The following is a 23,719-nucleotide window of genomic DNA, read 5'->3' on the forward strand; positions in this document are numbered from 1 at the left end:
GGACAATGGTGTAAAGGGGGCGCTCGCGCCCCCTCTTTTTGCTTGCGCAAAAATTCACCCCCGAGGATATTTCAAGACAACGGAAGGGGTAAATCATGAACATGCTGGAGACAGGACCGGACGGGCTCTGCCGTTGTGGCTGGTGTATGCCGGATGCGCCGGAATTCTACCGCCGCTATCACGACGAGGAATGGGGCTTTCCGGTAGGCTGCGACACACGGCTTTTCGAGAAGATCTGCCTCGAGGGGTTCCAGAGCGGATTGAGCTGGCGCACCATTCTGGCCAAGCGCAAGAATTTCCGCGCGGCATTTGCGGGGTTCGACATCGACACGGTCGCGCGTTTTGACACGCACGATGCGGAGCGGCTGGTGCAGGATGCGGGTATCATCCGCCATCGCGGCAAGATCGAGGCGGCAATCAACAATGCCGGACGCGCGCTCGAGATGCGGGCGGAGTTCGGGTCACTGGCGGCGTTCTTCTGGTCTTACGAGCCACGCGAGGAGGAGCTGATGGAGCTGATGGTCGCGCCCAGCTCGCCCGTCTCGGTGCGGCTTTCGAAAGATCTCCGCAAGCGGGGCTGGAAATTCGTGGGACCGACCACGGCCTATGCGTTCATGCAGGCAATGGGGCTGATCAACGATCATGCGCAGGGCTGCATCACCCGCGAGGCAGTGGCGCGGGCACGGGCTGAGTTCGTGCGTCCCTCGCGAGTGGCATGAGACGGAAAATGCCCGCCGCGGGGTCCGCAGCGGGCATCCGAGTGGTGGAGCAGGCCGGAACGGGCCTGTGCCAAAACGGATCTTATTCGGCAGCCGCTTTCATCGCTTCGATCGAGATGCGGACCTGAACGTCATCCGAAACGTAGGGCGCATACATGCCCATGTCGAAATCCGAACGTTTGATCACGGTGGTTCCGTCGAAACCGACCCACGGTTTCTTTTCCATCGGATGCTCGCCCATCTGGGTCATGGTCGCGTCGATGGTGATGGGCTTGGTCACGCCATTCAGCGTCAGGTCGCCGGTGATCTTGCCGGTTTTCTCGCCAGTCACTTCGATCGAGGTCGATTTGAACGAGATTTCCGGATTGGCTTCGGCATCGAAGAAATCGGCGGTCAGGAAGTGCTTGGTGCGCGCATCCCAGCCGGTGATCAGGCTATCTGCCGGGAATTCGATCGAGACGGAGGATTTCGAGGGATCCTGCGCGTCGAACTCGATGGTGCCCTCGAACCCCGAGAACATGCCGGTGGTGGTCGAGAAACCGAGGTGGTTGTAGTCGAACACGATCTGGCTGTGGCTTGCGTCCAGTGTGTATTCTTCGGTGGCAGCATGGGCGATCGTGGTCATGCCAAGCGCGAGGCCAGCGGCGAGGATCAAGGATTTCATCGGTATCTCCGAGGGTTGGACGATAAGGTCTGATCCGAAGATACCGCAGATTTGACTTCGCACAATTCCACAGATGCAAACAAAATATGTGCGATTTTGCACCACCCTTAGGCGATCATCCGCCCAGTGCCCGCACCAGATGATAGGCGATGAAGCTGAACACATAGGCCAGCCCGAACATATAGACCACCGTGACCCACATCCACCGCGCCGTGCCCGTCTCGCGCTTGATCACCGCCAGCGTCGACAGGCATTGTGGCGCGAAGATATACCATACCAGCAGCGACACGCCGGTCGCCAGCGGCCAATGCGCGGCCAGTGTCGACCCCAGCGCCGCCTCGCCACCCGAGACGGCATAGACCGTCGAGAGCCCCGCCACGGCGACCTCGCGTGCGGCCATCCCCGGCACCAGCGCAACACAAATCTGCCATGTGAAGCCGATGGGCGACAGGATCGGCTCGAGCAGATGCCCGATCATTGCGGCAAAACTGTAATTGATGGCGGGTTCGGAGGCACCTTCTGGCGGGAACGGGAAGGTCGAGAGCACCCAGACCACCACCGAGGCATAGAAGATGATGGTGCCCGCACGGCGCAGGAAGGCCCGCGCCCGCTGCCAGAGCCCCAGCACCACCCCGCGCAGCTGCGGGATCTTGTAATCGGGCAGATCCAGCATCAGGGGGGCGGCGATCTCGTTGCGACGCAACAGCATCCGGCTGACAAAAGCCACCAGCAGCGCCGAGATCACCCCGGCGGCAAAGAGGCCGAACATCACGAGCCCCTGCAACCCGATCCCGGGACCTATGCTGCGCGCGGGCACAAAGGCCCCGATCAGCAGCGTATAGACCGGGAGGCGCGCCGAACAGGTCATCAGCGGCGCGATGAGGATCGTGGTCAGCCGGTCGCGCCGGTCATCGATCACACGGGCCGACATGATCCCTGGCACGGCGCAGGCAAAACTCGACAGGAGCGGAATGAAAGCCCGCCCGTGCAGCCCCGCATGGCCCATGATCCGGTCCATCAGGAAGGCCGCACGTGCCATATAGCCCAGATCCTCGAGGATCAGGATGAAGGCGAAGAGGATCACGATCTGCGGCAGGAAGATGATCACCGAGCCGACACCTGCAATCGCACCATCAACAATCAATCCGCGCAAGAGCCCCTCGGGCAGAGCCGCCGAGACCGTGGCCGAGACCCAGTCGACGAAAGCGGTGATCGCATCCATCAGAGGGGCCGCTCCCGCGAAAACGGCCTGGAACATCGCGAACATCAGCACCAGCAGGAAGACCGGTCCGAAAAAGGGGTTGAGCAGGACCGTATCGATTTTCTCGGTCAGGCTTCTGGGCGCAACGGGCTTGTGAACGGTGCGGGCAATCAGGCCGTCGGCCTGACGCAGGGCCGTGCGCAACTGGGCCGCGGTGGGTTCCTGCCATGTCATCGCGCCCCGCTCGGGCAGACCCTGCCCCAGCATCGCGTCGATCCGGGCCCAGAGCGTCTCCATCCCGCCACGGCGCACGGCCGTAGAGGTCACCACAGGCAGGCCCAGCTCATGCTCCAGACGTTCGGCGTCGATCGTGATCCCGCGATGGCGCGCGATATCGATCATGTTCAGAACCACGAGTATCGGGATCCCGCACGCCCGAAGCTCCTGCGCCAGCCGCAGTCCGGGCCGCAAATGGGTGGCATCGGCCACCACCACCAGCAGATCGATCTGACCTACATCCTTGCGCCGCCCCAGCACGACATCGCGCGTCACAACCTCATCGGGACTGCGGGCGCGCAGTGAATAGGTTCCGGGAAGGTCGATGACCATCAGCGCCTCGCCGGCGGGCGTCACCGTCCGCCCGATCTTGCGCTCCACCGTCACACCGGAATAGTTCCCGACCCGCTGGTTGGCCCCCGTAAGGGCGTTGAAAAGAGATGTCTTGCCGCAATTGGGAGCGCCGATCAGCGCCAACCGCAAGGGACCATCCGCTCTGGCATCAGGCTCGAGCATAAATATACTCCGTCGGGAAACCTACTCCGTCAGGATCGCCATAGCATCGCGGCGGCGCAGCGCAACCGTTGCCTCGCCCACACGCACCGCAATCGGGTCACGCCCGAACGGGGCTTCATGGATGACCGAGATCTCGACGCCTTCGATGAAGCCCATCTCGATCAGACGCCGTTCCATTTCTTCGGGCGCCAGACGCCCGCTACCGGGGACCGGCAGGATACAGGCAACTCGGCCACGATAGCCCTTGCGCGCCTCTCCGAGAGCGAATGTCCGGTCGAGCGCATCGATCTGTCCGAGTTCCATGAGCGAATCCTTAACAGGTTACTTCCTGATAGATTGACTCGGATAAGCACCGCAACATTGCGATGGATCAAATCCCGAGAAAGTGAGCAAAAATATCAGGAATGGCCGCAGGCGCCGCTGCCACCTTCCCGCATTCCGATATCTGCTCATAAAACAGGCAGACTTACGAATTTTGCAAGCATGCTTGGAATTAGAGCGAGTCCGGAATCGAATTTTCCCGTGACTGCTGCTTAGCCTGAACCTGTCCGCAGAGACAGTTGATAAAAACGCGCAAGCCGCACGGGGACCTCATATGACCGATACCAGTTTCGATCCAGACCACACCTATCTGCCCTCCTCGCCGCATGACAGCGACCCGCTGGCGCCGACCATGCCGCATGAAAAAACATGGGGTTGGTTCGCCATCTTCAACATCTGGGCGAATGATATCCAGTCGCTCTTCGGCTATTCTCTGGTGGCCTCGCTTTTCATCTCCTATGGCGTCAGCGGCTGGACGGCCTTTGCGGCGCTGATCGTGGCGGGTCTGCTGGTGATGGCACTGGTCAATCTCTCGGGCGTGGCCGGACAGCGTTACGGCATCCCCTATCCGGTGCTCGCGCGCGCAAGCCAGGGCCTGCAGGGCGCAAAACTCCCAGCCATCTTGCGCGCCGTCGTGGCCGTCTTCTGGTATGGCGTTCAGGTCTATTTCGCCTCCACCGCACTGGCGCTCCTGATCCGCTCGGTCACCGGCATCACCTCGGGCGGCACCTTCCTCGGCCTCGGCACGATCGACTGGATCAGTTTCGTTCTTGTCTGGGCCTTCCATATCGTCATTTTCTGGCGTGGAATGAACTGGGTAGAGACCTTCCTTAACATCGCGGGTCCGTTCGTCTATGCGGTGATGATCGGCCTCCTGATCGTGCTCTGGATCAAATCCGACGGTCAACTCTGGTCGCAGGCGCAGACCATCTTTGCCAATCCCGACGGCACAGTCTGGACCGAGATCTCGGGCTTTATCGCCATTGTCGGCACGATGGTGTCCTATTTTGCGGCGGTGCTGATCAACTTCTCCGATTTCTCGCGCTATGCGAAATCGAAGCGCGCGATGTTTCTAGGCAATCTCGCGGGGCTGCCGCTGAATATGGTGATCTTCTCGGCACTTGCCCTCCTGACCACCGCAGGGGCCGCTGTCGTCTATGGCGAGGAAATCATCAACCCCACCGCTATCGTGGACCGCACCGATAGCGTGATCCTCGGCATCATCGCCGCGATCACCTTTTTTGCCGCGACCGTGGGCATCAATCTGGTAGCCAATTTCATTCCGGCGGTGAACGGCATTGCAAGTCTGGCCCCGCGCCATATCAGCTTCCGCATGGCGGGCGCGATCACCTCGGTCTTTGCGCTGGTGATCGGCGGGCTCTGGGTGAGCTTCATCGCCGATGTCGGAATCTCTGGCTTTGTCAATACGTTGGGCGCCACTCTTGCACCGCTTTACGGGATCATGATTGCCGATTACTTCCTGCTACGTAAGGGTCATCTCGACAAGAAAGACCTCTATGCGCGCTCGGGCGGACGCTACCACTACAAGAACGGCTGGAATGACGCGGCCCTGATCGCCTTCATCATCGCGGCCATCTTCTCGGTCGCGACCGTCTGGGTGCCTGTGCTGGCCGTGCTTTCGGGCTATGCGTGGATCTTTGGCGCGGTCTTGGGTGCGATCATCTACCGCGTGCTCGCACCCTCGCGCGTGATCATCTGACAAAACACATGAATAAATTCCGCCAAGCCCTTAATATATCTAGGGCTTGGCAACATGCACCGACACATTGGATGCCTTCAGGACATCGGCATAAGGGGCACCGGGCAGCGCATCGATAAAGAGGCCATCAAGATCATCGAGATGGCCGAGCTTCACCATCGCCCGACGCCCGAATTTCGTATGATCTGTGGCAAGGAAAGTCGTGCGCGAATTGGCAATGATCGCTTGCGCCACCTGCACCTCGCGATAGTCGAAATCCAGAAGCGTGCCATCCTCGTCGATCCCCGAAATCCCGATGATCCCGAAATCGACCTTGAACTGGTTGATGAAGCCGATGGTCGCCTCTCCCACCACCGCCAGATCGCGCTTGCGCACCTGACCACCAGCGATGGTGATGTCGAAATCCTCGCGTTGCGACAGCAGCGTGACCACATTGATATTATTGGTCACAACATGCAGCTCTTTCTTGCCCAGCAGTGCCTGCGCGATGGCCTCGGTCGTGGTGCCGATATTAAGAAAGATCGAGGCGCCATCAGGAATATGGGCAGCCACCATCTCGCCGATCCGCGCCTTCTCGGAGGCCATTTCCTCGCGGCGGCGCGCATGATCGCGGTTACGGGTATTGGTCATCAGGCTCGCCCCCCCATGATAGCGGTGCAAGATCCCCATATCACAGAGCAGTTTGATATCGCGCCGGATGGTCTGTGGCGTCACGTCCAGACGCACGGCAATATCCTCGATCCCGACAAAACCCTCCGAACGGGCAATTTCGGTAATCTGGTTCTGGCGTTGGGTGAGCGTGGACATCGCAACCTTGCTCCGCTGGGGCACTGACTGCCCCTAATTGGCGAGGCGAAGCCAAATCTGTCAAGAGCTTACGGGCGGCTTTCCACCACCGAGGCGCTTTGGCTCGCGAGACCGGACTGGCCCATTTCGTCCGGTCCCGCGAGCCCCACGTCCTCCGCATGACAGATGATCGGTGCATGCGGGAACGGTTTTTACGGCTCAGAGCGCGACGGTTGTGCGCTCCTCGGCCAAAGCCACTTCGGCGTCACGGCGTGCGCTGTCCCATCCGGCCTCCGCCGTCATCAGATCGGCCACACGGGAGATTGCGGCATTGGCCGCACGGCTATCGACATGCGTCAGCGTCATCCGGCGGCACAGCACATCGGCCACGCGCTGCGCGGATTCGTGGCGCATCGTATAAAGCACCTCGGCCTCGATATAGGGATGCGCCTCGGCCAGACGGGTCGCCAGACCTTCCTCGCGCGCCATCTCCGCCACAACAGGTGCACGGTCGCCATAGGAATGATGCAGATGCTCGGCCACATCCAGCGGCAACCCGAAATCGCGCGCCAGATCGCCCGCGCCGCCGGCCACATAGCCCTCGGCCCCCAAAAGCTTCATGTCATGGGTCAGACAGGGCTTCAGCCCTGCGAACTCACCCCCGGCAATCACCTTGTCCACGGCCTCCTCGGCCATGTAGCGATAGGTCGTCCACTTACCGCCCGAGATGGTGATAAGACCCGAATTATCCTCGATAATTACATGGTCACGCGCCAGCTCGGCAGTGTCTCTAGCCTCGGGATTAAAGACCAGCGGGCGGATCCCCGACCATGCGGATTTCACATCCGCACGGGTCACGTTGATGTCGAAATAGCGTTTCACATAGTCCAGAAGGTAAGCGATATCCTCTTCGGATACGGTCGGATGGTCCACCACCTCACAGGAGGTATCGGTGGTGCCCACCAGCGCCTGCCCCTGCCATGGCAGGATGAAGACCACACGCCCGTCATCGGTTTGCGGGATCAGGAGCCCTTCATCGGGCGGCACGAAGGAGCTGTCGAGCAGGATATGGATGCCCGAGGAGCCCTTCAGGATCGGTTTTGCATCGGCATGGTCCATCTGGCGGATCGCATCGGCAAAGGGACCAGTCGCATTGACGACCTTCTTGGCGCGGATCGAGAAGCTCTCGCCGGTCAGCGCATCCTCGACATCGGCACCGGTGATCATGCCCGCCTCATGGGTCAGGCCGGTAACGGCGATATGGTTGGCCATTACAGCGCCTGCGCGCTCGGCGGTCATCGCCAGCGTCACACACATCCGGCAATCGACAAACTGGCCATCATAATATTGCACCACGGCCTTGAGCCCCTTGGAGCGCAGCATCGGGAACCGCGCCTTGGCCTTCTTGGCGCTGATCACCTTGGAATGGCCGATATTCATCTTGCCCGACAGGAGGTCGTAGAGCTTCAGCCCGGCATAGAGATAGGGCACCTGCAGCCAGCTATAGACCGGCGTAATGAGCGGCAGCGGGCGCGACAGGTGCGGCGCGTTGCGCAACAACGCGCCACGCTCGTGCAACGCATGGCGCACCAGATCATACTGCCCCTTGTCGAGTTTTTTCACCGCCGCTTCGAGATAACGCACGCCGCCATGCACCAGCTTGGTCGAGCGACTGGAGGTGCCTTCGGCAAAGTCGTAACGTTCGACAAGCGCGACCTTGAGCCCGCGCGTCGCCGCATCCACCGCGATACCGCAACCGGTCGCGCCACCGCCGATGATCAGCAGATCGAAGGTCTCGTTGCTTTGCAGCTTGGCAAGTGTCTCAGCGCGCATCAGTCAGCCTCGTGCGGGAAATGGAAATATGGCGGAGATCCCCGCTCAGTCACTCAGATAGCTTTATGTTCGGTTTTTTTCAAGTGAAAGCATTATGACATAGCGTCGCGACGAAAAAATCGGAGATTCATGCAATTTCCCATACAATCACGGGCTTTCTCTAATCATGATTAGTATCAGGGGCGATAATTTGTTCTTTCAGAACCCAGACGAACATTGGATATTTTTCCAGCATACAGCCATATCGCCAGCGCAACACCAAAATCTTCGATTCGGCTGCGCGTCTGCCCATCAGTTTCAATTGCCGCAATGTCATCCGCTAACATTCAAAAACCATATTGACGAGATGTTCGTTTGCGCAGATTTTCAGTTCATAATTTTCGATTCCGAACATTTTGCCCTTGCTCGGATGGAGAATCGAAATTACGCGTGGCCTCGTAGCTATGGAGGAGACCGGTCGGCATAAGAGGAATATGCCGGGCGGGAGACGGTCACAGCGAACTGTTTTGAGGGCCTATTGAGGGGGGAGAAAGCATGGACTTCTTTCTGAGCGAACTTGTCGGGACGGCTGTCCTGACGCTTTTCGGCTGCGGTGTCGTGGCCAACGTGCTTTTGGCAAAATCCAAAGGGTTCAACGGCGGATGGATTGTCATCGCCTTCGGGTGGGGTTTGGCCGTGACCTTCGGCGTCTACGTCGCGGGTAAATATTCCGGCGCACATCTGAACCCCGCTTTGACCATCGCCTTCGCGATGACCGGCCAGCTGCCCTGGGCAGATGTGCCCGTCTATATCGCGGGCCAGATGCTCGGCGGTATCCTTGGCGGCATTCTGACCTATCTGATGTATCTGCCCCATTGGGCCGAAACCGAGGATGCCGATCTGAAGCTTGCGGTGTTCTGCACGCAGCCCGCGATCAAGAACACGCCCGCCAATTTCCTGTCGGAATTTCTGGGAACGGCCGTGCTGATGTTCGGGCTGAGCTGTATCGGGGCGAATACATTCGCCGATGGGCTCAATCCGCTGATCGTCGGCTTCTTCATTCTGGCCATCGGCCTTTCGCTGGGCGGTCCGACCGGCTATGCGATCAACCCTGCCCGTGATCTTGGCCCGCGCATCGCGCATGCGCTGATGCCGATTAGAGGAAAACGCGATAGCGACTGGGGCTATGCATGGCTGCCCGTTATCGCCCCGATCTGTGGCGCCATCGCCGGCGCTTACCTGTATGCAGCACTCGTCACCCCCGTGGCGGGCTGAACCAAAGAGGAACGGGATGTGACCGCCCTTACGGCGCATCTCTTTAGGGAAGGAACATGACATGACCAAGAAATACGTTCTTGCCATCGATCAGGGCACGACCAGCTCGCGTGCCATCCTGTTCGACAAAGCCGGCCATATCGTCCACACCACCCAGAAGGAATTCGAGCAGATCTTCCCCAAACCGGGTTGGGTCGAGCATAACGCGATGGAGATCTGGTCCTCGGTGCAGTCGGTCGTGGCGGAGCTTCTGTCGAATGCCGAAGTCTCCTCGGACGAGATCGCCTCGATCGGGATCACCAACCAGCGTGAAACCGCTGTGGTTTGGGACAAAAAAACCGGTCGTCCGGTCTATAACGCGATCGTGTGGCAGTCACGCCAGACGCTCGATGTCTGCAAGGAGTTGAAGGCCAAGGGCCTCGACGAGACTTTCCGCGACAAGACGGGCCTGCTGATCGACGCCTATTTCTCCGGCACCAAGGTGAAATGGATCCTCGATAATGTGCCGGGCGCGCGCGAGAAAGCCGATGCCGGCGATCTTCTCTTCGGGACGATCGACACCTGGCTCGTCTGGAAGCTGACCGGTGGCGAGGTCCATGTGACCGATTACACCAATGCCTCGCGCACGCTAATGTATAATATCTTCGACCTGAAATGGGACGAGGAGCTCTTGGAGCACCTGACCGTTCCGGCTTCGATGCTGCCCGAAGTGCGCCCCTCCTCCGAAGTCTATGGCACCACCCATCGCGATGCGTTCCAGGGCATCCAGCTGCCCATCGCGGGTATGGCGGGGGACCAGCAGGCTGCCCAATTCGGCCAGCTCTGCATCGAGAAAGGCATGGCAAAGAACACCTATGGCACCGGCTGTTTCATGCTGATGACCACGGGCGAGCGTCCGGTGAAATCCGAAAACGGCCTTCTGACGACCATTGCCTGGGGTGTGGACGGTCGTGTCGAATATGCGCTCGAAGGCTCGATCTTTGTCGCGGGCTCGGCCATCCAATGGCTGCGCGACGGGCTGCGGATGTTCCGCAATGCCAAGGAATCCGAGGTCTATGCAGGCCGTGTCGGCGATAGTGATGGCGTCTATGTCGTGCCCGCCTTCGTGGGCCTCGGGGCGCCCTACTGGGATTCGGAAGTGCGGGGCGCGGTGTTCGGCCTGACCCGTGGCACCTCCAAGGAGCACTTCATTCGCGCGACGCTGGAATCGCTGTGCTATCAGACCAAGGATGTCCTTTCGGCGATGGAAGCCGATAGCGGCATCGAACTGGCGAAGCTGCGTGTCGATGGCGGTGCCGTAGCCAATGACCTCCTTCTCCAGATCCAGTCCGACATCCTCGGCAAGGAGGTCGAGCGTCCGACCGTGATCGAGACCACGGCGCTCGGCGCGGCCTATCTGGCCGGTCTGGCCGTGGGCTTCTGGGCCTCCAAGGACGAGCTGGTCGAGATGGCCTCGGTGGACCGCTCCTTCGAGCCCAAGATGGAACAGGCCGAATCCGACCGCCTCTATGCGGGCTGGCAGAAAGCCGTGAAAGCCACGATGGCCTTCAAGTAACTCCCTGCGTCCGGTCGTATCCTCCCTTACACCGGACCCGTAAAGGCCGCCCTTCGGGGCGGCCTTTTGCGTGGAGCAATCGCGCATAGGCCCGTGATCCTGCCTTCAGGACAGCAGCTCACGCACAACCTTAAGTTTATATCGCAACCGCTTTACGCATATAGAAAAAGCGCCACCATTTCTGGTGACGCTTTCGATCTGTCCCGTGATCCGGCCAGAATGTCTGGCCGGAGCGGACCGATTAGCAGCTGTAATACATCTGGTATTCGATCGGGTGCGGGGTGTGCTCGTAGGCGTAGACTTCTTCCCACTTGAGCGCGATGTAGCCTTCCAGCATGTCCTTGGTGAACACGTCACCTGCGGTCAGGAAGTCCATATCGGCTTCGAGCGATTCCAGAGCTTCACGCAGCGAGCCGCAAACGGTCGGGATTGCTGCGAGTTCTTCGGCCGGAAGATCATAGAGATCCTTGTCCGATGCCGGGCCCGGATCGATCTTGTTCTTGATGCCGTCGAGGCCGGCCATCATCAGTGCTGCGAAGCACAGATAGGGGTTTGCCGACGGATCGGGGAAGCGGGCTTCGACGCGCTTGGCTTTCGGCGAGTTGGTCCACGGAATACGGACGCAGCCCGAACGGTTGCTTGCCGAATACGCACGCAGAACCGGAGCCTCGAAGCCCGGGATCAGACGCTTGTAGGAGTTGGTCGACGGGTTGGTCAGCGCGTTCAGAGCTTTCGCGTGCTTGAGGATACCACCGATGAAGTAGAGGGCCTCTTGCGACAGGTCTGCGTATTTGTCGCCAGCGAAGAGCGGCTTGCCGTCTTTCCAGATCGACATGTTGACGTGCATACCCGAGCCGTTATCGCCTTTCATCGGCTTCGGCATGAAGGTTGCCGATTTGCCGTAGGCGTGGGCCACGTTGTGGATGACGTATTTGTACTTCTGGATGTTATCGGCTTGCTCGGTGAGCTGGCCGAAGATCATGCCCAGTTCGTGCTGGCAGGTCGCCACTTCGTGGTGGTGCTTGTCAACCTTGATGCCCATGCGCTTCATGGTCGAGAGCATCTCGCCACGCAGGTCTTGGGCTTCGTCGACGGGGTTCACCGGGAAGTAGCCGCCCTTGTGGCCGGCGCGGTGACCGAGGTTGCCCATTTCCGACGGGGTGTCGGTGTTCCATGCCGCCGCTTCCGCGTCGATCTGGAAGGACACTTTTGCCGGCGTGACCGAGTAGCGCACGTCGTCAAAGAGGAAGAATTCGGCTTCGGGGCCGAAGAAGGCCGCATCGCCGATACCCGAGGATTTCAGATAGGCTTCTGCTTTGGCCGCAACCTGACGCGGGCAACGCTCATAGGCTTCGTTGGTGTCGGGCTCGACAACCGCGCAGTGCACGCAGAGGGTTTTCTCGGCGTAGAAGGGGTCGATATAGACCGAAGACGCGTCGGGGATCAGTTTCATATCCGACTTGTCGATCGACTTCCAACCGGCGATCGAAGAACCGTCGAACATGAAGCCTTCTTCGAAGAAGTCTTCGTCAACCAGATCAGCGACCAGAGTCACGTGCTGAAGTTTACCGCGCGGATCGGTGAAGCGAACATCAACGTATTCGACTTCTTCGTCCTTCATCAGCTTGAGGGCGTCCTTAACAGAGCTCATTCGTAGCAACCCTTTCGTTGAGCAATAAGGCGCCGGACATTACGTCCGACATAGGTTGAGGCGAGAGGCGATCAGATCGCGTCGTCGCCGGTTTCGCCGGTCCGGATGCGGATCGCTTCCTCGACAGGCGAGATGAAGATCTTGCCGTCACCGATCTTCTCGGTGCGCGCAGCAGAGGTGATCGCGTCGACAGCGGCTTCCACCATGTCGTCCGAAATCACCATCTCGATTTTCACCTTGGGAAGGAAATCTACAACATACTCGGCTCCACGATAGAGCTCGGTATGCCCCTTCTGGCGACCGAAGCCTTTGACTTCGATGACAGACAGGCCTTGGATACCAGCCTCTTGGAGAGCTTCTTTCACTTCATCCAGTTTGAACGGTTTGATGATCGCTTCGATCTTTTTCATTCCGTCGACTCCTCCGTCTTGGCCTTCACGGCACTCTCAACACTTTCCAACGCCCCCCGCAATCGACTAGGCTCATCTTATCCAAGCGAGACTTAGGATTCCGGTTATCATGCCCATTTATGCATCACGATGCACATTTATAGGGCCGTTTGTAAACAGCAAGGCCACGAATTGAGCGAAATTCTTACAACTGCCCAAATGCGCGCCGCAGAACAAAGCGCTTTGTCGAAGAAACTGACAGATGAAGATCGGCTGATGGCGCTCGCAGGCGCCGGTGTCGTGGCAGCGATGGTGAAATATTGGCCGCAGCTGATCGAGCTGGAAGAGAGTGCCGATCCTCCATCTGCGGTTATTCTCTGTGGTCCGGGAAATAATGGCGGAGATGGCTATGTTGTCGCCCAGCATCTGGCCCTGCGCGGCTGGGACGTCGAGATCCTGCGCGATCCGAGCAAGCTGCCGCAAGGTGCCGCCGGAACGGCCATGCGCTCCCTGCCCGACACGGTCACGGTGCAGGATTTCGCGATGGCCGCGACCGGCCACCGGCCCGATATACTGGTTGATGCGCTTTTCGGCATCGGCTGCACACGCCCGCTCTCGCCCGAGCATCTGGCCCTGTTCACCCAAACGGCGGCCCGCCCGCCCCGTCGCGGCCTCGCCCGCTGGCGCCATGTCATGAAACTTGTCGCGGTCGATTGCCCCTCGGGGCTCGATCTCGATCGTGGGGTTTTCCTCGCCCCCGATCCCGTATCCCCCAAGGATACCGATGCGTTCGAGCAATGGAGCGCCGCCGAGTCGCACCGCCAGATCGCCGCTGATCTTTGCGTCACCTTCCACCAGCCAAAGCCCGGCCATGTCATGTCCGCGATTGCGGGTCGCAGGCTGGAGGTGGTTGATATAGGGCTGCCCGACGGGCCCAGTCAGGATGCGGCCTCCCTCATCGACCGGCCCAAAACGGCGGGCGCACTCCGGCTCGTGGATCCTGTGCGCGGCAATCGCACCAACACGTTCCGTCGATGGTATCAGAGCATCACCCGCCTCGATCAGGCCGCCCATAAATACCAGCGCGGCCATGCGATGGTTCTCTCGGGCGGGCTGGCTCAGGGCGGAGCGGCACGGATGGCGGCACGGGCGGCATTGCGTATCGGCGCTGGCGCGGTGACCATTGCCGCGCCGCAATCCGCCATTCCGGAAACCGCAGCCCAGATCAATGCACTGATGCTGCGCGCCCTGCCCGACAGCTATACGCTGCGTGGCTGGATGGCCGACGAGCGGCTGCGCGCGCTCTGCCTGGGTCCCGGGCTCGGACATAAACGCGCGCAGGAAATGGTGCCCGCCGTCCTTTGGGGCAAACGTGCCACGGTTCTTGATGCCGATGCCCTGTCCTGCTTCTCCGAGGATCCATCCGTCCTCTTCAACCACCTGCATCCGAACTGCATCCTGACCCCGCATGAAGGAGAGTTCCGCACACTGTTCCCCGATCTTGCCGCAGGGCTCGGTCAGGGCAAGGACCGGATCGAGATCACCCGACGGGCGGCCGAACGCGCAGGCGCGGTGGTTCTCCTCAAGGGCGCTGTGACGGTCATCGCGCGTCCTGATGGCTGTGCTTCTGTCCATCCCGCCATCCGCGAACGCGCGGTGCCATGGCTTGCAACGGCGGGCGCGGGCGATGTGCTTGCGGGGATGATCACCGGCCTTCTGGCGACCCAACCGCCCGAAGCGGTCGATCTTCTGGGCGCGGCGGAGCTGGCAGTCTGGATGCATGTCGAGGCGGCGCGGCAGTTCGGACCGGGGTTGATTGCCGAGGATCTACCTGACGAGTTGCCCGCCCTCATGCGCTCGCTTTTTCTGTGAGCGCTGCAGGAAACACTGAAGCCGGGCGAGATGCCCGGCTTTTCACCTGATCCGACCAGATTGCGGCTCAGGCGCGCTCGGCAGGCTGGTCCACGGTTGCAGCCGCAACCTCGACGCCTTCCGCAAAAACCGTCTCGGGCGCGTCGAAATGCAACATGTAAAGATAGATAGACCGCCCCGATACGGCCTGCACCAGCGTGCCATCGCACAGGCGCGCCGCTTCGATCTCGGCCTCGGCTGCGCCGTAAAGGGCCTCGGCGCGCCAGCCACTCACCCGCAGACGGGTGCGCGCGCCAACATAGAGCGGGCCCTGCGGACGCCCGTGCCCTATCGAACCTGCAGTCACGCACAACACATCGCGATCGGCCTGCTGGACCGAGACCGCGCGCAGTACGCGCATCCCCGAGCGGGTCACGATCCTGTCGCCAGGACCAAGATATTCAATCGGCAGATCCCCCTCGAGGGTCCGGATCTGGGCCCCTTGCGCGATTCCCGCCACCGCAGAAACCATCTCTGCCGATCGGACACCCTGCGCTCCGCCCGCAGTATCGAGGCCGTAAACTATTGTAGCTGCCTGCTTTTCCATACTGTGCCTGCTCGTTGGTAAATTCGCGATTGGCCGCGTTATCTATTTCTTTACCAACCTTACGCGAATTTTCGCCTGCGATAACAGAAAAGTGCAAAAAGCCTCTTGCATGTCCGAAAGGCGTTGCTAAAAGGCGACGCAGATGCGGGTGTGGCGAAATTGGTAGACGCACCAGATTTAGGTTCTGGCGCCTAACGGCGTGGGGGTTCAAGTCCCTCCACCCGCACCACTCCACCGAAAAGATATACACCACGCGGCGTCTGAACCGTTCCCGAACAACCCGGCTCGTGCTTTTGCGGCCCCTATATCGGAGCAAAGGCGCGATTCACGCCCGATCCGGCCCCGAACGCACTCTTTTATGACGATCCGGCCCTGCGAACGCCGAGTTTCACCTTGCTTCCATGAGTGCCGCCCCATAGAACGACGCGTGAAAAATGAGCTTGCCTGCCGCGCATTGACTCGCGGCATTCACAGAGAAGGAAATCACATGCAGGTCACCGAGACCCTCAACGAAGGCCTCAGCCGCGGCTACGAAATCACCATCACCGGCGCCGAGCTCGAAGAGAAAGTCACGGCCAAGCTCAAGGAAGCCCAGCCCGAGATCGAGCTGAAAGGCTTCCGCAAGGGCAAGGTCCCGATGCCGATGCTGAAAAAGCAGTTCGGTGCGCGTATCATGGGCGAGACCATGCAGGAATCGATCGACGGCGCAATGAACGAGCATTTCGAGAAATCGGGTGACCGTCCGGCGATGCAGCCGAAAGTCGAGATGAAAGACGGCGAGAACTGGAAAGAGGGCGACGACGTTGTGGTCACCGTTTCCTATGAAGCGCTGCCCGAGATCCCCGAGTTCGACGCCTCCGACATCAAACTCGAGCGCCTCGTTGTGACCCCCGCCGACGAAGCCGTGACCGAAGCGCTCGAAGGTCTGGCCAAGAACGCACAGAACTTCGAAAAGCGCCGCAAGGGCACCAAGTCGAAAGAAGGCGATCAGGTTGTGATCGACTTCGAGGGCTTCGTGGATGACGTGGCCTTCGAAGGCGGCAAAGGCGAGGACTATCCGCTGGTGCTCGGCTCCAACTCCTTCATCCCGGGCTTCGAAGACCAACTGGTCGGCGCCAAGGAAGAGGAAGAAGTCGAAGTCAAAGTGACCTTCCCCGAGGCCTATCAGGCCGAGCATCTGGCAGGCAAAGAAGCCCTGTTCAAATGCACCGTCAAAGAAGTCCGCGGCCCGAAAGAAGCCGAGATCGATGACGAGCTGGCGAAGAAATTCGGCGCAGAAGACCTCGAAGCTCTGAAAGCACAGATCAAAGAGCGTCTGGGCGAAGAGTATAAGGGTGCCTCGCGCCAGATCCTGAAGCGTGGCCTTCTGGATGCGCTCGACGGGAAAGTGTCGTTCGACCTGCCGCCGACGCTGGTTGACGCGGAAGCCAACCAGATCGCACACCAGCTCTACCACGAAGAGCATCCCGATGATCACGGCCATGACCATGGCGCGATCGAACCGACCGACGAGCACAAGAAGCTCGCCGAGCGCCGCGTGCGTCTGGGCCTCCTGCTCGCCGAAATCGGCCGCAAGCAAGAGATCGAAGTGACCGATGCGGAAATGACCCAAGCGGTCATGATGCAAGCGCGTCAGTATCCGGGTCAGGAACGTCAGTTCTTCGAATTCATCCAGCAGAACCCGCAGATGCAACAGCAGCTGCGCGCGCCGATCTTCGAAGACAAGGTTGTCGACTTCATCGTTGAGAAAGCGGAAGTCACCGACAAGGACGTCACCAAGGAAGAACTGCAAAAAGCAATCGAAGCTCTGGACGAACTCTGAGCTTTCCGATCTGCAGATTGGAGGAAACGGGCGGGTCGCAGGACCTGCCCGTTTTCTTTTGCCCCCGCTCATGGCTCAGGCGGGATCGTGATCGGACGGCGCTTGACTTCGCCCCGTGAAAACCGATCTTGCCCCCTGAGCAATTGCAGAGGTCCCATGCCCAATTCTTCCCGCCTGATCTGGCCCGACCTGCTGCGCAGCCTGTCGCTTCTGGCGATGGCCAGCTTCCATTTCGGCTATGACCTCGAGGCCTTGGGCTTCAATCCGCCCCTGCCCCTGTGGTGGCCCGATTATGCCCGCGTGATTGCGGCAACCTTCCTGATACTGGTCGGGGTCAGCCTCTGGCTCGCCCACGGGCGCGGGCGCCGGTGGCGGGGCTTCTGGACACGCGAGGCAGCGATTGTGGCAGGCGCCATCGCGGTCACCGTGGTCACCTATATCGCGATGCCCGGCTTCTATGTCTATTTCGGTATCCTGCATTCCATCGCGGTCTGCTCGCTTCTGGCGATGGCCTGCCTCAGGCTGCCTGCGATAGTAACAATCCTGCTGGGGCTTCTCGCGCTGGCCATGCCCTATCTCTTTGCCATGCCGCAAATGAACGCCCCGTGGCTATGGTGGATCGGGCTTTCGACGCGCTGGAGGGCGGCGATGGATTTCGTGCCGGTCTTTCCGTGGCTGGGCTGGGTCCTCGTGGGGCTGGGTAGCGCAAAGCTCGCCGATGCGACAGGCGTGTTACGGCGTGACCTGCCCCATACTGGCGCCCTGCAGCGGATGACCTTTATCGGCCGTCACAGCCTCGCCTTCTACCTGATCCACCAGCCGGTGATCTATGGCAGCCTCGCGCTGATCGCGTGGATGCGTTAACGCGTCCAGATCCCGCCATCAACCCGCAGCGCCACCGGCTGTATCTCGGCGGGGCTTTGCACGGTCTCGCGTGGCAGAATGATCGGCGTGTCATGGAGGTTCGAGACCTGATGAAGTACGGGGGCGGAAATGTCGCGGCGGATCACCGACCAGAACGGCCGCTCCAGCGGGCGTGGCGAGGCGGTCAGGCGGCTATGGGCCGGCAGCACCCCCACCGCCGAGGCGGACTGGTCATGGATCATCACCAGGGCCAATGTCAGCGCCGCTGTCGGCAGCACGACCGAAGACAGGATGCGGGTGATCGCCATGAGCAAAGCCTCCGTTAGCGGCAGCAATCGGATCTGCCGCCGTCCAGAAGAAACTCTAATGAATAACTAAGGCGAGATTTGGCCGCAAAACCGCCAACAGCATGAAGTTACACGGGAACGGCGGTGACCCTGCGGAACCGGGCCGGATCAGGGGCGGGTCTCGGCGAGACTGTCGGCGGCTTGCGCCTGACGGTTGCCCAGATCGCGCGCGGGCCCGACGGTGCTGTCGCGCGCGGTCTGGCGCTCGGCCTCGGAATTCAGCTCGGCCCCCAGCATCACCGCAATCGTGGCGATCCAGATCCACATCATCAGCACGACAACGGCCCCGATCGAGCCATAGGTGGCCGAGTAATTGCCGAAATTCGAGGTATAGAACGAAAAGCCCCAGCTGGAGAGCAGAAGCAGGATCGAGCCCACAAGAGCGCCGGGCAGCACCCAGACAAAACGCGGCGATGTGCGGTTGGGCGCCATGCGGTAGAGCATAGAGAGCGCCAGCACCAGCACCCCCGCCATGATCGGCCAGCGGATAACAAGCACCAAGAGCCCCCAGCCCGGAATATGCGGCAGGAAGGCCAGAACGGCGGGCAGAACGGCGGCGGCAAGGATCAGCACACAGACAAAGATGATCGCGCCGATCGTCATGCCGAGCCCAACCAGATTCATCCAGAGGAAATTGCGGCTCTCCCGCTGGTTATAGGCGACATTGAGCGCCTCGATCAGCGCCTTCATTCCGCCATTGGCGGTCCAGAGCGCCAGCCCGATCCCGATCACCGAAGTCCAGCCAAGCGCCGTCTGGTCGGTGCCGATCAGGCCCTCGAGCTGCGAGCGGATCAGCGAAAGCGCCTCGGGGGGGACGAAGCGTGCCACCTCGTCGAGCATCGAGAGGACCTCGTTGCGATCGGCAAAGAAGCCGAAGATCGATACCAGCGCGGTCAGCGCGGGGAAGAGCGCAAGGATCGAGTAGAAGGTCACGCCGGCGGCAACAGCCAGAACACGGTCCTCGGTAATCTGCGCCTTGGTGCGCATCAGAATGGCGGCCCATGCGCGAAGCCCCATCGAGAACGGCCCCGTGGCCTGTCGCCCAACGGCACGATCCTCGGGCTTGTCATAACGGGACGCGGGCTCGGGCGGGGCTTGCGCCACACGCCCCTCGAGCAGCGGGGCCTCGAGAAGCGGGGCGCGGTCTTGTGTTTCGGGCATAGGGGGGGCCTCCTTGGGGGGGCTGACCTTGGCAAGGACCTGCCGTAACGCAAGGGCGCCCACGAGGAGCTGCGCGAGGATACGTTTGGGGCGATGGTCAGTCATGAGGGTCTTATTCCGTTATCCGAAGGCTCAACCCGATCAGGCGATGCGGGTTCCCTCTAACCGCTAACAACCTCCATATAAAGAAAAACCGCGCCCCGAGAGGCGCGGTTTTCCAGATGACACGAAGAAAGAGATTACTTCTCTTCTGCTTCTGCAGCAGGTGCTTCGTCTTCGTCGTCGCGGCCAGCAGCACCGAGATCGTCGAACAGGTTCGAGATTTCGAAATCTGCGGCGGCTTCTTCTTCCGCTGCCAGTTCCTGGATCGATTTGCCCGAGGCTTGCAGTTCTGCTTCTTCAGCCGAACGTGCAACGTTGATCGAGATCACTGCATGCACTTCGGGGTGCAGATGGACTTCAACCTCGTGCAGACCAAGAACCTTGATCGGCAGACGGATGATGACCTGCTTGCGGTCGACCGAGAAGCCTTCTTCGGTTGCAACGGTCGCGATGTCACGGGTGGTGACCGAACCGTAGAGGTTGCCGCCGTCCGAAGCCGAACGAATCACGACAAACTGCTGACCGTCGAGCTTGGCCGAAAGGGCTTCCGCCTCTTTCTTGGTCTCGAGGTTGCGGGCTTCCAGTTGGGCTTTCTGGGCTTCGAAGGACTTGATGTTCGCTTCGGAAGCGCGCAGCGCCTTGCCTTGCGGCAGGAGGTAGTTGCGGCCGTAGCCCGGCTTCACGGTGACAACGTCACCCATTTGGCCCAGCTTTGCGACGCGCTCGAGAAGGATAACTTCCATAGTGATGTTCTCCTTACTTCACAGCGTAGGGCAGCAGAGCGAGGAAGCGGGCGCGCTTGATGGCGCGGGCCAGTTCACGCTGCTTCTTTGCCGACACTGCGGTGATGCGTGCCGGAACGATTTTGCCGCGCTCAGAGATGTAGCGCTGCAGCAGACGGGTGTCTTTGTAGTCGATTTTCGGTGCGTTCTCGCCGGAGAACGGGCACACTTTACGACGACGGAAAAACGGTTTTGCCATGGTTTTCAGTCCCCTAATCTATCAACGACGCTCACGACGACCTTCACGGTCATCACGTTTTTGCATCTGAACCGACGGGCCTTCCTCGTGCTCGTCGACCTTGATGGTCAGCACGCGCATGACATCGTCATGCAGGCGGCACAGGCGTTCCATTTCCTGAACGGCAGCCGAGGGGGCATCCGTTTTCAGGAAGGCGTAGTGGCCTTTGCGATTCTTGTTGATCTTGTAGGCCATGGTCTTCACGCCCCAATATTCGGATTCAACGACTTTGCCGCCGTTATCCGAAAGGACCGTGGAGAAATGTTCGACAAGGCCTTCGGCCTGCGCGTTGGACAGATCCTGACGCGCGATGAGGACATGCTCGTAAAGGGGCATGGCTTCTCCTGTTTCATAAGGCGGCTTCATAGGCAGGCGACACTATCCGCATCCTGCCACGAGAGGCTACGCCGGTTCAATTGAACTGCGGAAGTCCGCCTCCCTTAGCGGAGAGAGGGGGGGAAAGCAAGAGGTTTGGGCCGCGCAGGCCAGACCACGGGGGCGACCACGGGGGCGGCCCCGATGGGGAGCGCGGTCCTTGCGCGGCATCGAGCCCCGCTGCGGACCGGTCGGGGCGAGATGCCCCTCCGGTCTGCATGGGGACCGTCAGGCCGCGACCTTCGCGAGGTTCTGCATGGCCTGCGCACCGATCTCGAAGCTCCTGAGCCGCGCGGCATGGTCGTGGATCTGGCCGTTGAGGATCACCTCGTCGGGGCGGTAGCGCTCGATATACATCGCAAGCTGGCGTTCGACCGTCTCCGGGCGGCCCACCGCCGACATCGACAGCTGGTGGGAGGCCTGACGCAGTTCCGGCTCGCTGGCCACGGTGGAGAGATCGGCGACCGGCGCGGGCAACGGCCCCGCCTGCCCTCGGCGCAGGTTGACGAAACCCTGCATCATCGACGAACGCAGAAGCTGCGCCTCCTCGTCGGTATCGGCGGCAAAGAGGTTGAGCGCCAGCATGAAATGCGGCTTGGCCGTCATGCCGGGCTGGAAGCGGTCGCGGTAGATCTCGATCGCCTGTTCGAGCGCATCGGGCGCGAAATGGCTGGCAAAGGCATAGGGCAGCCCCAGATGCGCGGCCAGTTGCGCCCCGTAGAGTGACGAGCCAAGGATCCAGACCGGAATATTGGACCCCGCCCCCGGCACGGCCCGCACCGGCTGGCCCTCCTGCATCGGCCCAAGGAAGCCGATCAGCTCGACCACATCCTCGGGGAAGCGGTCCACCGACATCCCGCGGCGCAGCGCCTGCATGGTGCGCTGGTCGGTGCCCGGCGCACGCCCGACACCCAGATCGATCCGGTCGCCATAGAGTGCATGGAGCGTGCCGAAGGCTTCGGCCACCATCAGCGGCGCGTGATTGGGCAGCATGATCCCCCCCGAGCCTACACGCAAAGTCTTGGTTTGCGCGGCCACATGGCCGATCACGAGGGCTGTCGCGGCAGAGGCGATGCCGGTTGAATTATGATGCTCGGCCAACCAGTAACGGGTATAGCCCAAGCGCTCGGCATGCGCGCCCAGCTCGCCCGAATGGCGCAGCGCATCGGCGGCGGTCTGACCCTCTGCGATAGGCGAAAGATCGAGAACGGAATAAGGGACCATCAGTCATCTCCTGCTTTGGCCCATAATCTGTGCAGCCGACCCGCCCGCGAAAACCGTGCAAATCGCGCGGATCCCGCAGAATATGCGCGCAGATGCACAGTCACTCAGGGCGTCCAGCGGCAGGGCGCAGCCAGAACAGGCAGATGCCCGGCAAGCCCCGCCAGATCAAAACGCGCCTCCAGCGGGCCACCTGCGACATTGGCCGTGCGCAGGGTCAGCTGCTTTGCCGCCTGCAGGCTGCGCAGCAGATCGCCCGGAAAGCCCGGCGCATAGGTGGCGTCCTGCGTGGGCCAGAGCTCCCAGATCTGGCTTTCGGGACGGGCATCATCGATCTGCAGGATCACGTCACGTTCGGTCAGGAAACCGGCGCGTGCATCGCCGGAAAACCCCTTGGGCCAGACCGCGAACAGGGCCGTCTGGTTGCCCATGCAGCGCGCCACCAGCTTTGCCTGCTCGCCATTGCCCCCAAGTGTCTCGCTTGCCTCAAGCACCAGCGCGACCTGCGGCAGGTCACGCGCATCACGGGCCTCGATCACGCGCCATGCGCCTTTGGAGGCGGGCGTCTGCGCAACCGGTTCGGGCGCGGGGCCGCCATTCGGCCCGGGCGCGGCATCGGGCAACGTAGCGGTCGCGGCGCCCGGCCGCATGGCCAGCGCGGCAAGGCGCTCCTCGGAGGACGCAGCCTCCTTAGTGACAGGATCGGAGATGGCAGGTTCAGCGGCCGGCTCCGGTTCTCTTGCGGAAGAGAGTTTGGGACGATACGGGTCCAACTCGGCCAGCAGCCCGTGCGATAGCTGCCCCGCCATCAGCGCAGGATCGGGGGCCGCACTGCCGATCTCCCCGACCATATCGGTCTCCACCATATTGGCCACCGGAGTGAGCCTATCCATAGTCGAGACCATCGCTATATCCACCGGATCAGGCTCGGCCCGAGCCGGATCGGGCGGCAGCGGGGTATTCAGCGTGACGCGCGCGCAAAGCCCCTCGCCGCGCGCCATGGCCAACCGCGGGCGCGCCTCGAACACGAAGCCGCTCAGCGCGGTGCTCCCCTTGTCGCGGCGTAGCGCCAGAAACGCCGCAGGGCCATCGGCACAGCGCCCGAAGCCCGCTGGAAGATCGCCCTCGACCGCGTAAAGCGCCGTAGGTTGCAAGGGCCCGTCAGGCCCGGACAGCACCCCGACCCGTGCCAGACCGGTCTGCACTCCGCCCGCAAGGATCGCCCGCTCGGATAGCTGGATGGGCTCGCCCTGCCCCTCAAAGGTCACAGACAGGATGCGCCCATCCAACGGACCGGGGATCCGCAGCATGGCCTCTTGCGCCCCCCCGGACCGGGGAACCCCCGACACAGCGATGGCCATGCACAGAAACACGGAGAGGCGATGCCATACCGTGAACCGGCGGCGATCGGGGGCGTTGAACGCAACGAAGGGCATCTTGGGCTCCTGCGACAGACGGGCAAGA

At 61.2% G+C, this 23,719-nt stretch carries 22 protein-coding genes and 1 tRNA gene; 8 read left to right on the top strand and 15 right to left on the bottom strand.

Going from position 1 to position 23,719, the window contains the following annotated elements; translation table 11 throughout:
• Window positions 1-95 precede the first annotated feature (95 nt).
• Window positions 96-719, top strand: coding sequence for a DNA-3-methyladenine glycosylase I (locus tag ABEB22_RS13010; protein ID WP_406870505.1), 624 nt, complete (start codon window positions 96-98; stop codon window positions 717-719).
• 82 nt (window positions 720-801) lie between these two features.
• On the opposite strand, the gene ABEB22_RS13015 is transcribed toward ABEB22_RS13010, so the two are convergent.
• From ABEB22_RS13015 to ABEB22_RS13025, 3 genes are all read right to left on the bottom strand, one after another.
• Complete coding sequence (locus tag ABEB22_RS13015) at window positions 802-1,383, bottom strand: YceI family protein (protein WP_339112453.1); 582 nt, start codon at window positions 1,381-1,383, stop codon at window positions 802-804.
• A gap of 115 nt (window positions 1,384-1,498) precedes the next feature.
• Complete coding sequence (locus ABEB22_RS13020) at window positions 1,499-3,376, bottom strand: ferrous iron transporter B (protein WP_406870506.1); 1,878 nt, start codon at window positions 3,374-3,376, stop codon at window positions 1,499-1,501.
• 21 nt (window positions 3,377-3,397) lie between these two features.
• Window positions 3,398-3,679, bottom strand: a complete 282-nt coding sequence (locus tag ABEB22_RS13025; RefSeq protein ID WP_339112450.1) for a FeoA family protein — start codon at window positions 3,677-3,679, stop codon at window positions 3,398-3,400.
• Window positions 3,680-4,049: 370 nt separating this feature from the next.
• On the opposite strand from ABEB22_RS13025, the gene ABEB22_RS13030 reads away from it, so the two are divergent.
• Window positions 4,050-5,417 carry an NCS1 family nucleobase:cation symporter-1 gene (locus ABEB22_RS13030; RefSeq protein WP_406871153.1) on the top strand — a complete coding sequence of 456 codons (1,368 nt, stop codon included), beginning with the start codon at window positions 4,050-4,052 and terminating at the stop codon, window positions 5,415-5,417.
• Between the two features lie 39 nt (window positions 5,418-5,456).
• Here the strand turns inward: ABEB22_RS13030 and ABEB22_RS13035 are convergent, their stop codons facing one another.
• Both ABEB22_RS13035 and ABEB22_RS13040 read right to left on the bottom strand, forming a co-directional pair.
• Complete coding sequence (locus ABEB22_RS13035; RefSeq protein ID WP_350934082.1) at window positions 5,457-6,224, bottom strand: DeoR family transcriptional regulator; 768 nt, start codon at window positions 6,222-6,224, stop codon at window positions 5,457-5,459.
• A 198-nt stretch (window positions 6,225-6,422) separates the two neighbouring features.
• Window positions 6,423-8,036, bottom strand: coding sequence for an FAD-dependent oxidoreductase (locus tag ABEB22_RS13040; protein WP_406870507.1), 1,614 nt, complete (start codon window positions 8,034-8,036; stop codon window positions 6,423-6,425).
• Between the two features lie 534 nt (window positions 8,037-8,570).
• Between ABEB22_RS13040 and ABEB22_RS13045 the strand changes: the two genes are divergently transcribed.
• Both ABEB22_RS13045 and glpK read left to right on the top strand, forming a co-directional pair.
• Window positions 8,571-9,290 (top strand): MIP/aquaporin family protein, encoded by a 720-nt coding sequence (locus ABEB22_RS13045; RefSeq protein ID WP_350934089.1) that lies wholly within the window; start codon window positions 8,571-8,573, stop codon window positions 9,288-9,290.
• Window positions 9,291-9,351: 61 nt separating this feature from the next.
• Entirely contained in the window at window positions 9,352-10,845 is a 1,494-nt protein-coding gene (glpK, locus tag ABEB22_RS13050; RefSeq protein ID WP_406870508.1) for a glycerol kinase GlpK, read from the top strand.
• 241 nt (window positions 10,846-11,086) lie between these two features.
• Here glpK and glnA read toward each other — a convergent pair whose 3' ends face one another.
• Both glnA and ABEB22_RS13060 read right to left on the bottom strand, forming a co-directional pair.
• Window positions 11,087-12,496, bottom strand: coding sequence for a type I glutamate--ammonia ligase (gene glnA, locus ABEB22_RS13055; RefSeq protein ID WP_339112444.1), 1,410 nt, complete (start codon window positions 12,494-12,496; stop codon window positions 11,087-11,089).
• A 71-nt stretch (window positions 12,497-12,567) separates the two neighbouring features.
• The gene (locus ABEB22_RS13060; RefSeq protein ID WP_339112443.1) at window positions 12,568-12,906 is read right to left on the bottom strand and encodes a P-II family nitrogen regulator; all 339 of its coding nucleotides are present in this window, start codon (window positions 12,904-12,906) and stop codon (window positions 12,568-12,570) included.
• 255 nt (window positions 12,907-13,161) lie between these two features.
• Between ABEB22_RS13060 and ABEB22_RS13065 the strand changes: the two genes are divergently transcribed.
• Window positions 13,162-14,757 (top strand): NAD(P)H-hydrate dehydratase, encoded by a 1,596-nt coding sequence (locus tag ABEB22_RS13065; protein ID WP_406870509.1) that lies wholly within the window; start codon window positions 13,162-13,164, stop codon window positions 14,755-14,757.
• 67 nt (window positions 14,758-14,824) lie between these two features.
• Here the strand turns inward: ABEB22_RS13065 and ABEB22_RS13070 are convergent, their stop codons facing one another.
• Entirely contained in the window at window positions 14,825-15,343 is a 519-nt protein-coding gene (locus ABEB22_RS13070; protein ID WP_350934094.1) for a Hint domain-containing protein, read from the bottom strand.
• Window positions 15,344-15,487: 144 nt separating this feature from the next.
• Here ABEB22_RS13070 and ABEB22_RS13075 point away from each other — a divergent pair.
• The 3 genes from ABEB22_RS13075 (at window position 15,488) to ABEB22_RS13085 (ending at window position 18,029) form a co-directional block, all read left to right on the top strand.
• Window positions 15,488-15,572, top strand: a tRNA-Leu gene (locus tag ABEB22_RS13075).
• Window positions 15,573-15,830: 258 nt separating this feature from the next.
• Window positions 15,831-17,165, top strand: coding sequence for a trigger factor (gene tig, locus ABEB22_RS13080; protein WP_339112440.1), 1,335 nt, complete (start codon window positions 15,831-15,833; stop codon window positions 17,163-17,165).
• 156 nt (window positions 17,166-17,321) lie between these two features.
• Window positions 17,322-18,029: a heparan-alpha-glucosaminide N-acetyltransferase gene (locus tag ABEB22_RS13085; protein WP_406870510.1), complete on the top strand. Its 708-nt coding sequence runs from the start codon at window positions 17,322-17,324 to the stop codon at window positions 18,027-18,029.
• Here ABEB22_RS13085 and ABEB22_RS13090 read toward each other — a convergent pair.
• The 7 genes from ABEB22_RS13090 to ABEB22_RS13120 form a co-directional block, all read right to left on the bottom strand.
• Window positions 18,026-18,337, bottom strand: a complete 312-nt coding sequence (locus tag ABEB22_RS13090) for a hypothetical protein (protein ID WP_350934099.1) — start codon at window positions 18,335-18,337, stop codon at window positions 18,026-18,028. The genes ABEB22_RS13085 and ABEB22_RS13090 overlap by 4 nt on opposite strands.
• A 147-nt stretch (window positions 18,338-18,484) precedes the next feature.
• Window positions 18,485-19,642 (bottom strand): YihY/virulence factor BrkB family protein, encoded by a 1,158-nt coding sequence (locus tag ABEB22_RS13095; protein ID WP_406870511.1) that lies wholly within the window; start codon window positions 19,640-19,642, stop codon window positions 18,485-18,487.
• Window positions 19,643-19,776: 134 nt separating this feature from the next.
• Complete coding sequence (gene rplI / locus ABEB22_RS13100) at window positions 19,777-20,382, bottom strand: 50S ribosomal protein L9 (RefSeq protein ID WP_339112436.1); 606 nt, start codon at window positions 20,380-20,382, stop codon at window positions 19,777-19,779.
• A 13-nt stretch (window positions 20,383-20,395) separates the two neighbouring features.
• The gene (rpsR, locus tag ABEB22_RS13105; protein ID WP_038073027.1) at window positions 20,396-20,620 is read right to left on the bottom strand and encodes a 30S ribosomal protein S18; all 225 of its coding nucleotides are present in this window, start codon (window positions 20,618-20,620) and stop codon (window positions 20,396-20,398) included.
• Between the two features lie 21 nt (window positions 20,621-20,641).
• On the bottom strand, window positions 20,642-20,995 hold the full coding sequence (gene rpsF / locus ABEB22_RS13110; RefSeq protein ID WP_339112435.1) for a 30S ribosomal protein S6: 354 nt from the start codon (window positions 20,993-20,995) through the stop codon (window positions 20,642-20,644).
• Window positions 20,996-21,262: 267 nt separating this feature from the next.
• Window positions 21,263-22,258 carry an LLM class flavin-dependent oxidoreductase gene (locus tag ABEB22_RS13115; protein WP_339112434.1) on the bottom strand — a complete coding sequence of 332 codons (996 nt, stop codon included), beginning with the start codon at window positions 22,256-22,258 and terminating at the stop codon, window positions 21,263-21,265.
• A gap of 104 nt (window positions 22,259-22,362) precedes the next feature.
• Window positions 22,363-23,691, bottom strand: coding sequence for a hypothetical protein (locus ABEB22_RS13120; protein WP_406870512.1), 1,329 nt, complete (start codon window positions 23,689-23,691; stop codon window positions 22,363-22,365).
• Window positions 23,692-23,719: the final 28 nt, after the last annotated feature.

It is taken from the genome of Thioclava sp. 'Guangxiensis' (genome assembly GCF_045348365.1).
GTDB classification, from domain to species: domain Bacteria; phylum Pseudomonadota; class Alphaproteobacteria; order Rhodobacterales; family Rhodobacteraceae; genus Thioclava; species Thioclava kandeliae.

Bases quoted from the DNA above. Each gene is read 5' to 3' on its own strand.
- rplI (WP_339112436.1), bottom strand. From the start codon at position 20,382: ATGGAAGTTATCCTTCTCGAGCGCGTCGCAAAGCTGGGCCAAATGGGT.
- tig (WP_339112440.1), top strand. From the start codon at position 15,831: ATGCAGGTCACCGAGACCCTCAACGAAGGCCTCAGCCGCGGCTACGAA.
- ABEB22_RS13120 (WP_406870512.1), bottom strand. From the start codon at position 23,691: ATGCCCTTCGTTGCGTTCAACGCCCCCGATCGCCGCCGGTTCACGGTA.
- rpsR (WP_038073027.1), bottom strand. From the start codon at position 20,620: ATGGCAAAACCGTTTTTCCGTCGTCGTAAAGTGTGCCCGTTCTCCGGC.
- ABEB22_RS13040 (WP_406870507.1), bottom strand. From the start codon at position 8,036: ATGCGCGCTGAGACACTTGCCAAGCTGCAAAGCAACGAGACCTTCGAT.
- ABEB22_RS13115 (WP_339112434.1), bottom strand. From the start codon at position 22,258: ATGGTCCCTTATTCCGTTCTCGATCTTTCGCCTATCGCAGAGGGTCAG.
- ABEB22_RS13025 (WP_339112450.1), bottom strand. From the start codon at position 3,679: ATGGAACTCGGACAGATCGATGCGCTCGACCGGACATTCGCTCTCGGA.
- rpsF (WP_339112435.1), bottom strand. From the start codon at position 20,995: ATGCCCCTTTACGAGCATGTCCTCATCGCGCGTCAGGATCTGTCCAAC.
- ABEB22_RS13015 (WP_339112453.1), bottom strand. From the start codon at position 1,383: ATGAAATCCTTGATCCTCGCCGCTGGCCTCGCGCTTGGCATGACCACG.
- glnA (WP_339112444.1), bottom strand. From the start codon at position 12,496: ATGAGCTCTGTTAAGGACGCCCTCAAGCTGATGAAGGACGAAGAAGTC.
- ABEB22_RS13010 (WP_406870505.1), top strand. From the start codon at position 96: ATGAACATGCTGGAGACAGGACCGGACGGGCTCTGCCGTTGTGGCTGG.
- ABEB22_RS13095 (WP_406870511.1), bottom strand. From the start codon at position 19,642: ATGACTGACCATCGCCCCAAACGTATCCTCGCGCAGCTCCTCGTGGGC.
- ABEB22_RS13035 (WP_350934082.1), bottom strand. From the start codon at position 6,224: ATGTCCACGCTCACCCAACGCCAGAACCAGATTACCGAAATTGCCCGT.
- ABEB22_RS13045 (WP_350934089.1), top strand. From the start codon at position 8,571: ATGGACTTCTTTCTGAGCGAACTTGTCGGGACGGCTGTCCTGACGCTT.
- ABEB22_RS13030 (WP_406871153.1), top strand. From the start codon at position 4,050: ATGCCGCATGAAAAAACATGGGGTTGGTTCGCCATCTTCAACATCTGG.
- ABEB22_RS13060 (WP_339112443.1), bottom strand. From the start codon at position 12,906: ATGAAAAAGATCGAAGCGATCATCAAACCGTTCAAACTGGATGAAGTG.
- ABEB22_RS13020 (WP_406870506.1), bottom strand. From the start codon at position 3,376: ATGCTCGAGCCTGATGCCAGAGCGGATGGTCCCTTGCGGTTGGCGCTG.
- ABEB22_RS13085 (WP_406870510.1), top strand. From the start codon at position 17,322: ATGCCCAATTCTTCCCGCCTGATCTGGCCCGACCTGCTGCGCAGCCTG.
- glpK (WP_406870508.1), top strand. From the start codon at position 9,352: ATGACCAAGAAATACGTTCTTGCCATCGATCAGGGCACGACCAGCTCG.
- ABEB22_RS13070 (WP_350934094.1), bottom strand. From the start codon at position 15,343: ATGGAAAAGCAGGCAGCTACAATAGTTTACGGCCTCGATACTGCGGGC.
- ABEB22_RS13090 (WP_350934099.1), bottom strand. From the start codon at position 18,337: ATGGCGATCACCCGCATCCTGTCTTCGGTCGTGCTGCCGACAGCGGCG.
- ABEB22_RS13065 (WP_406870509.1), top strand. From the start codon at position 13,162: ATGGCGCTCGCAGGCGCCGGTGTCGTGGCAGCGATGGTGAAATATTGG.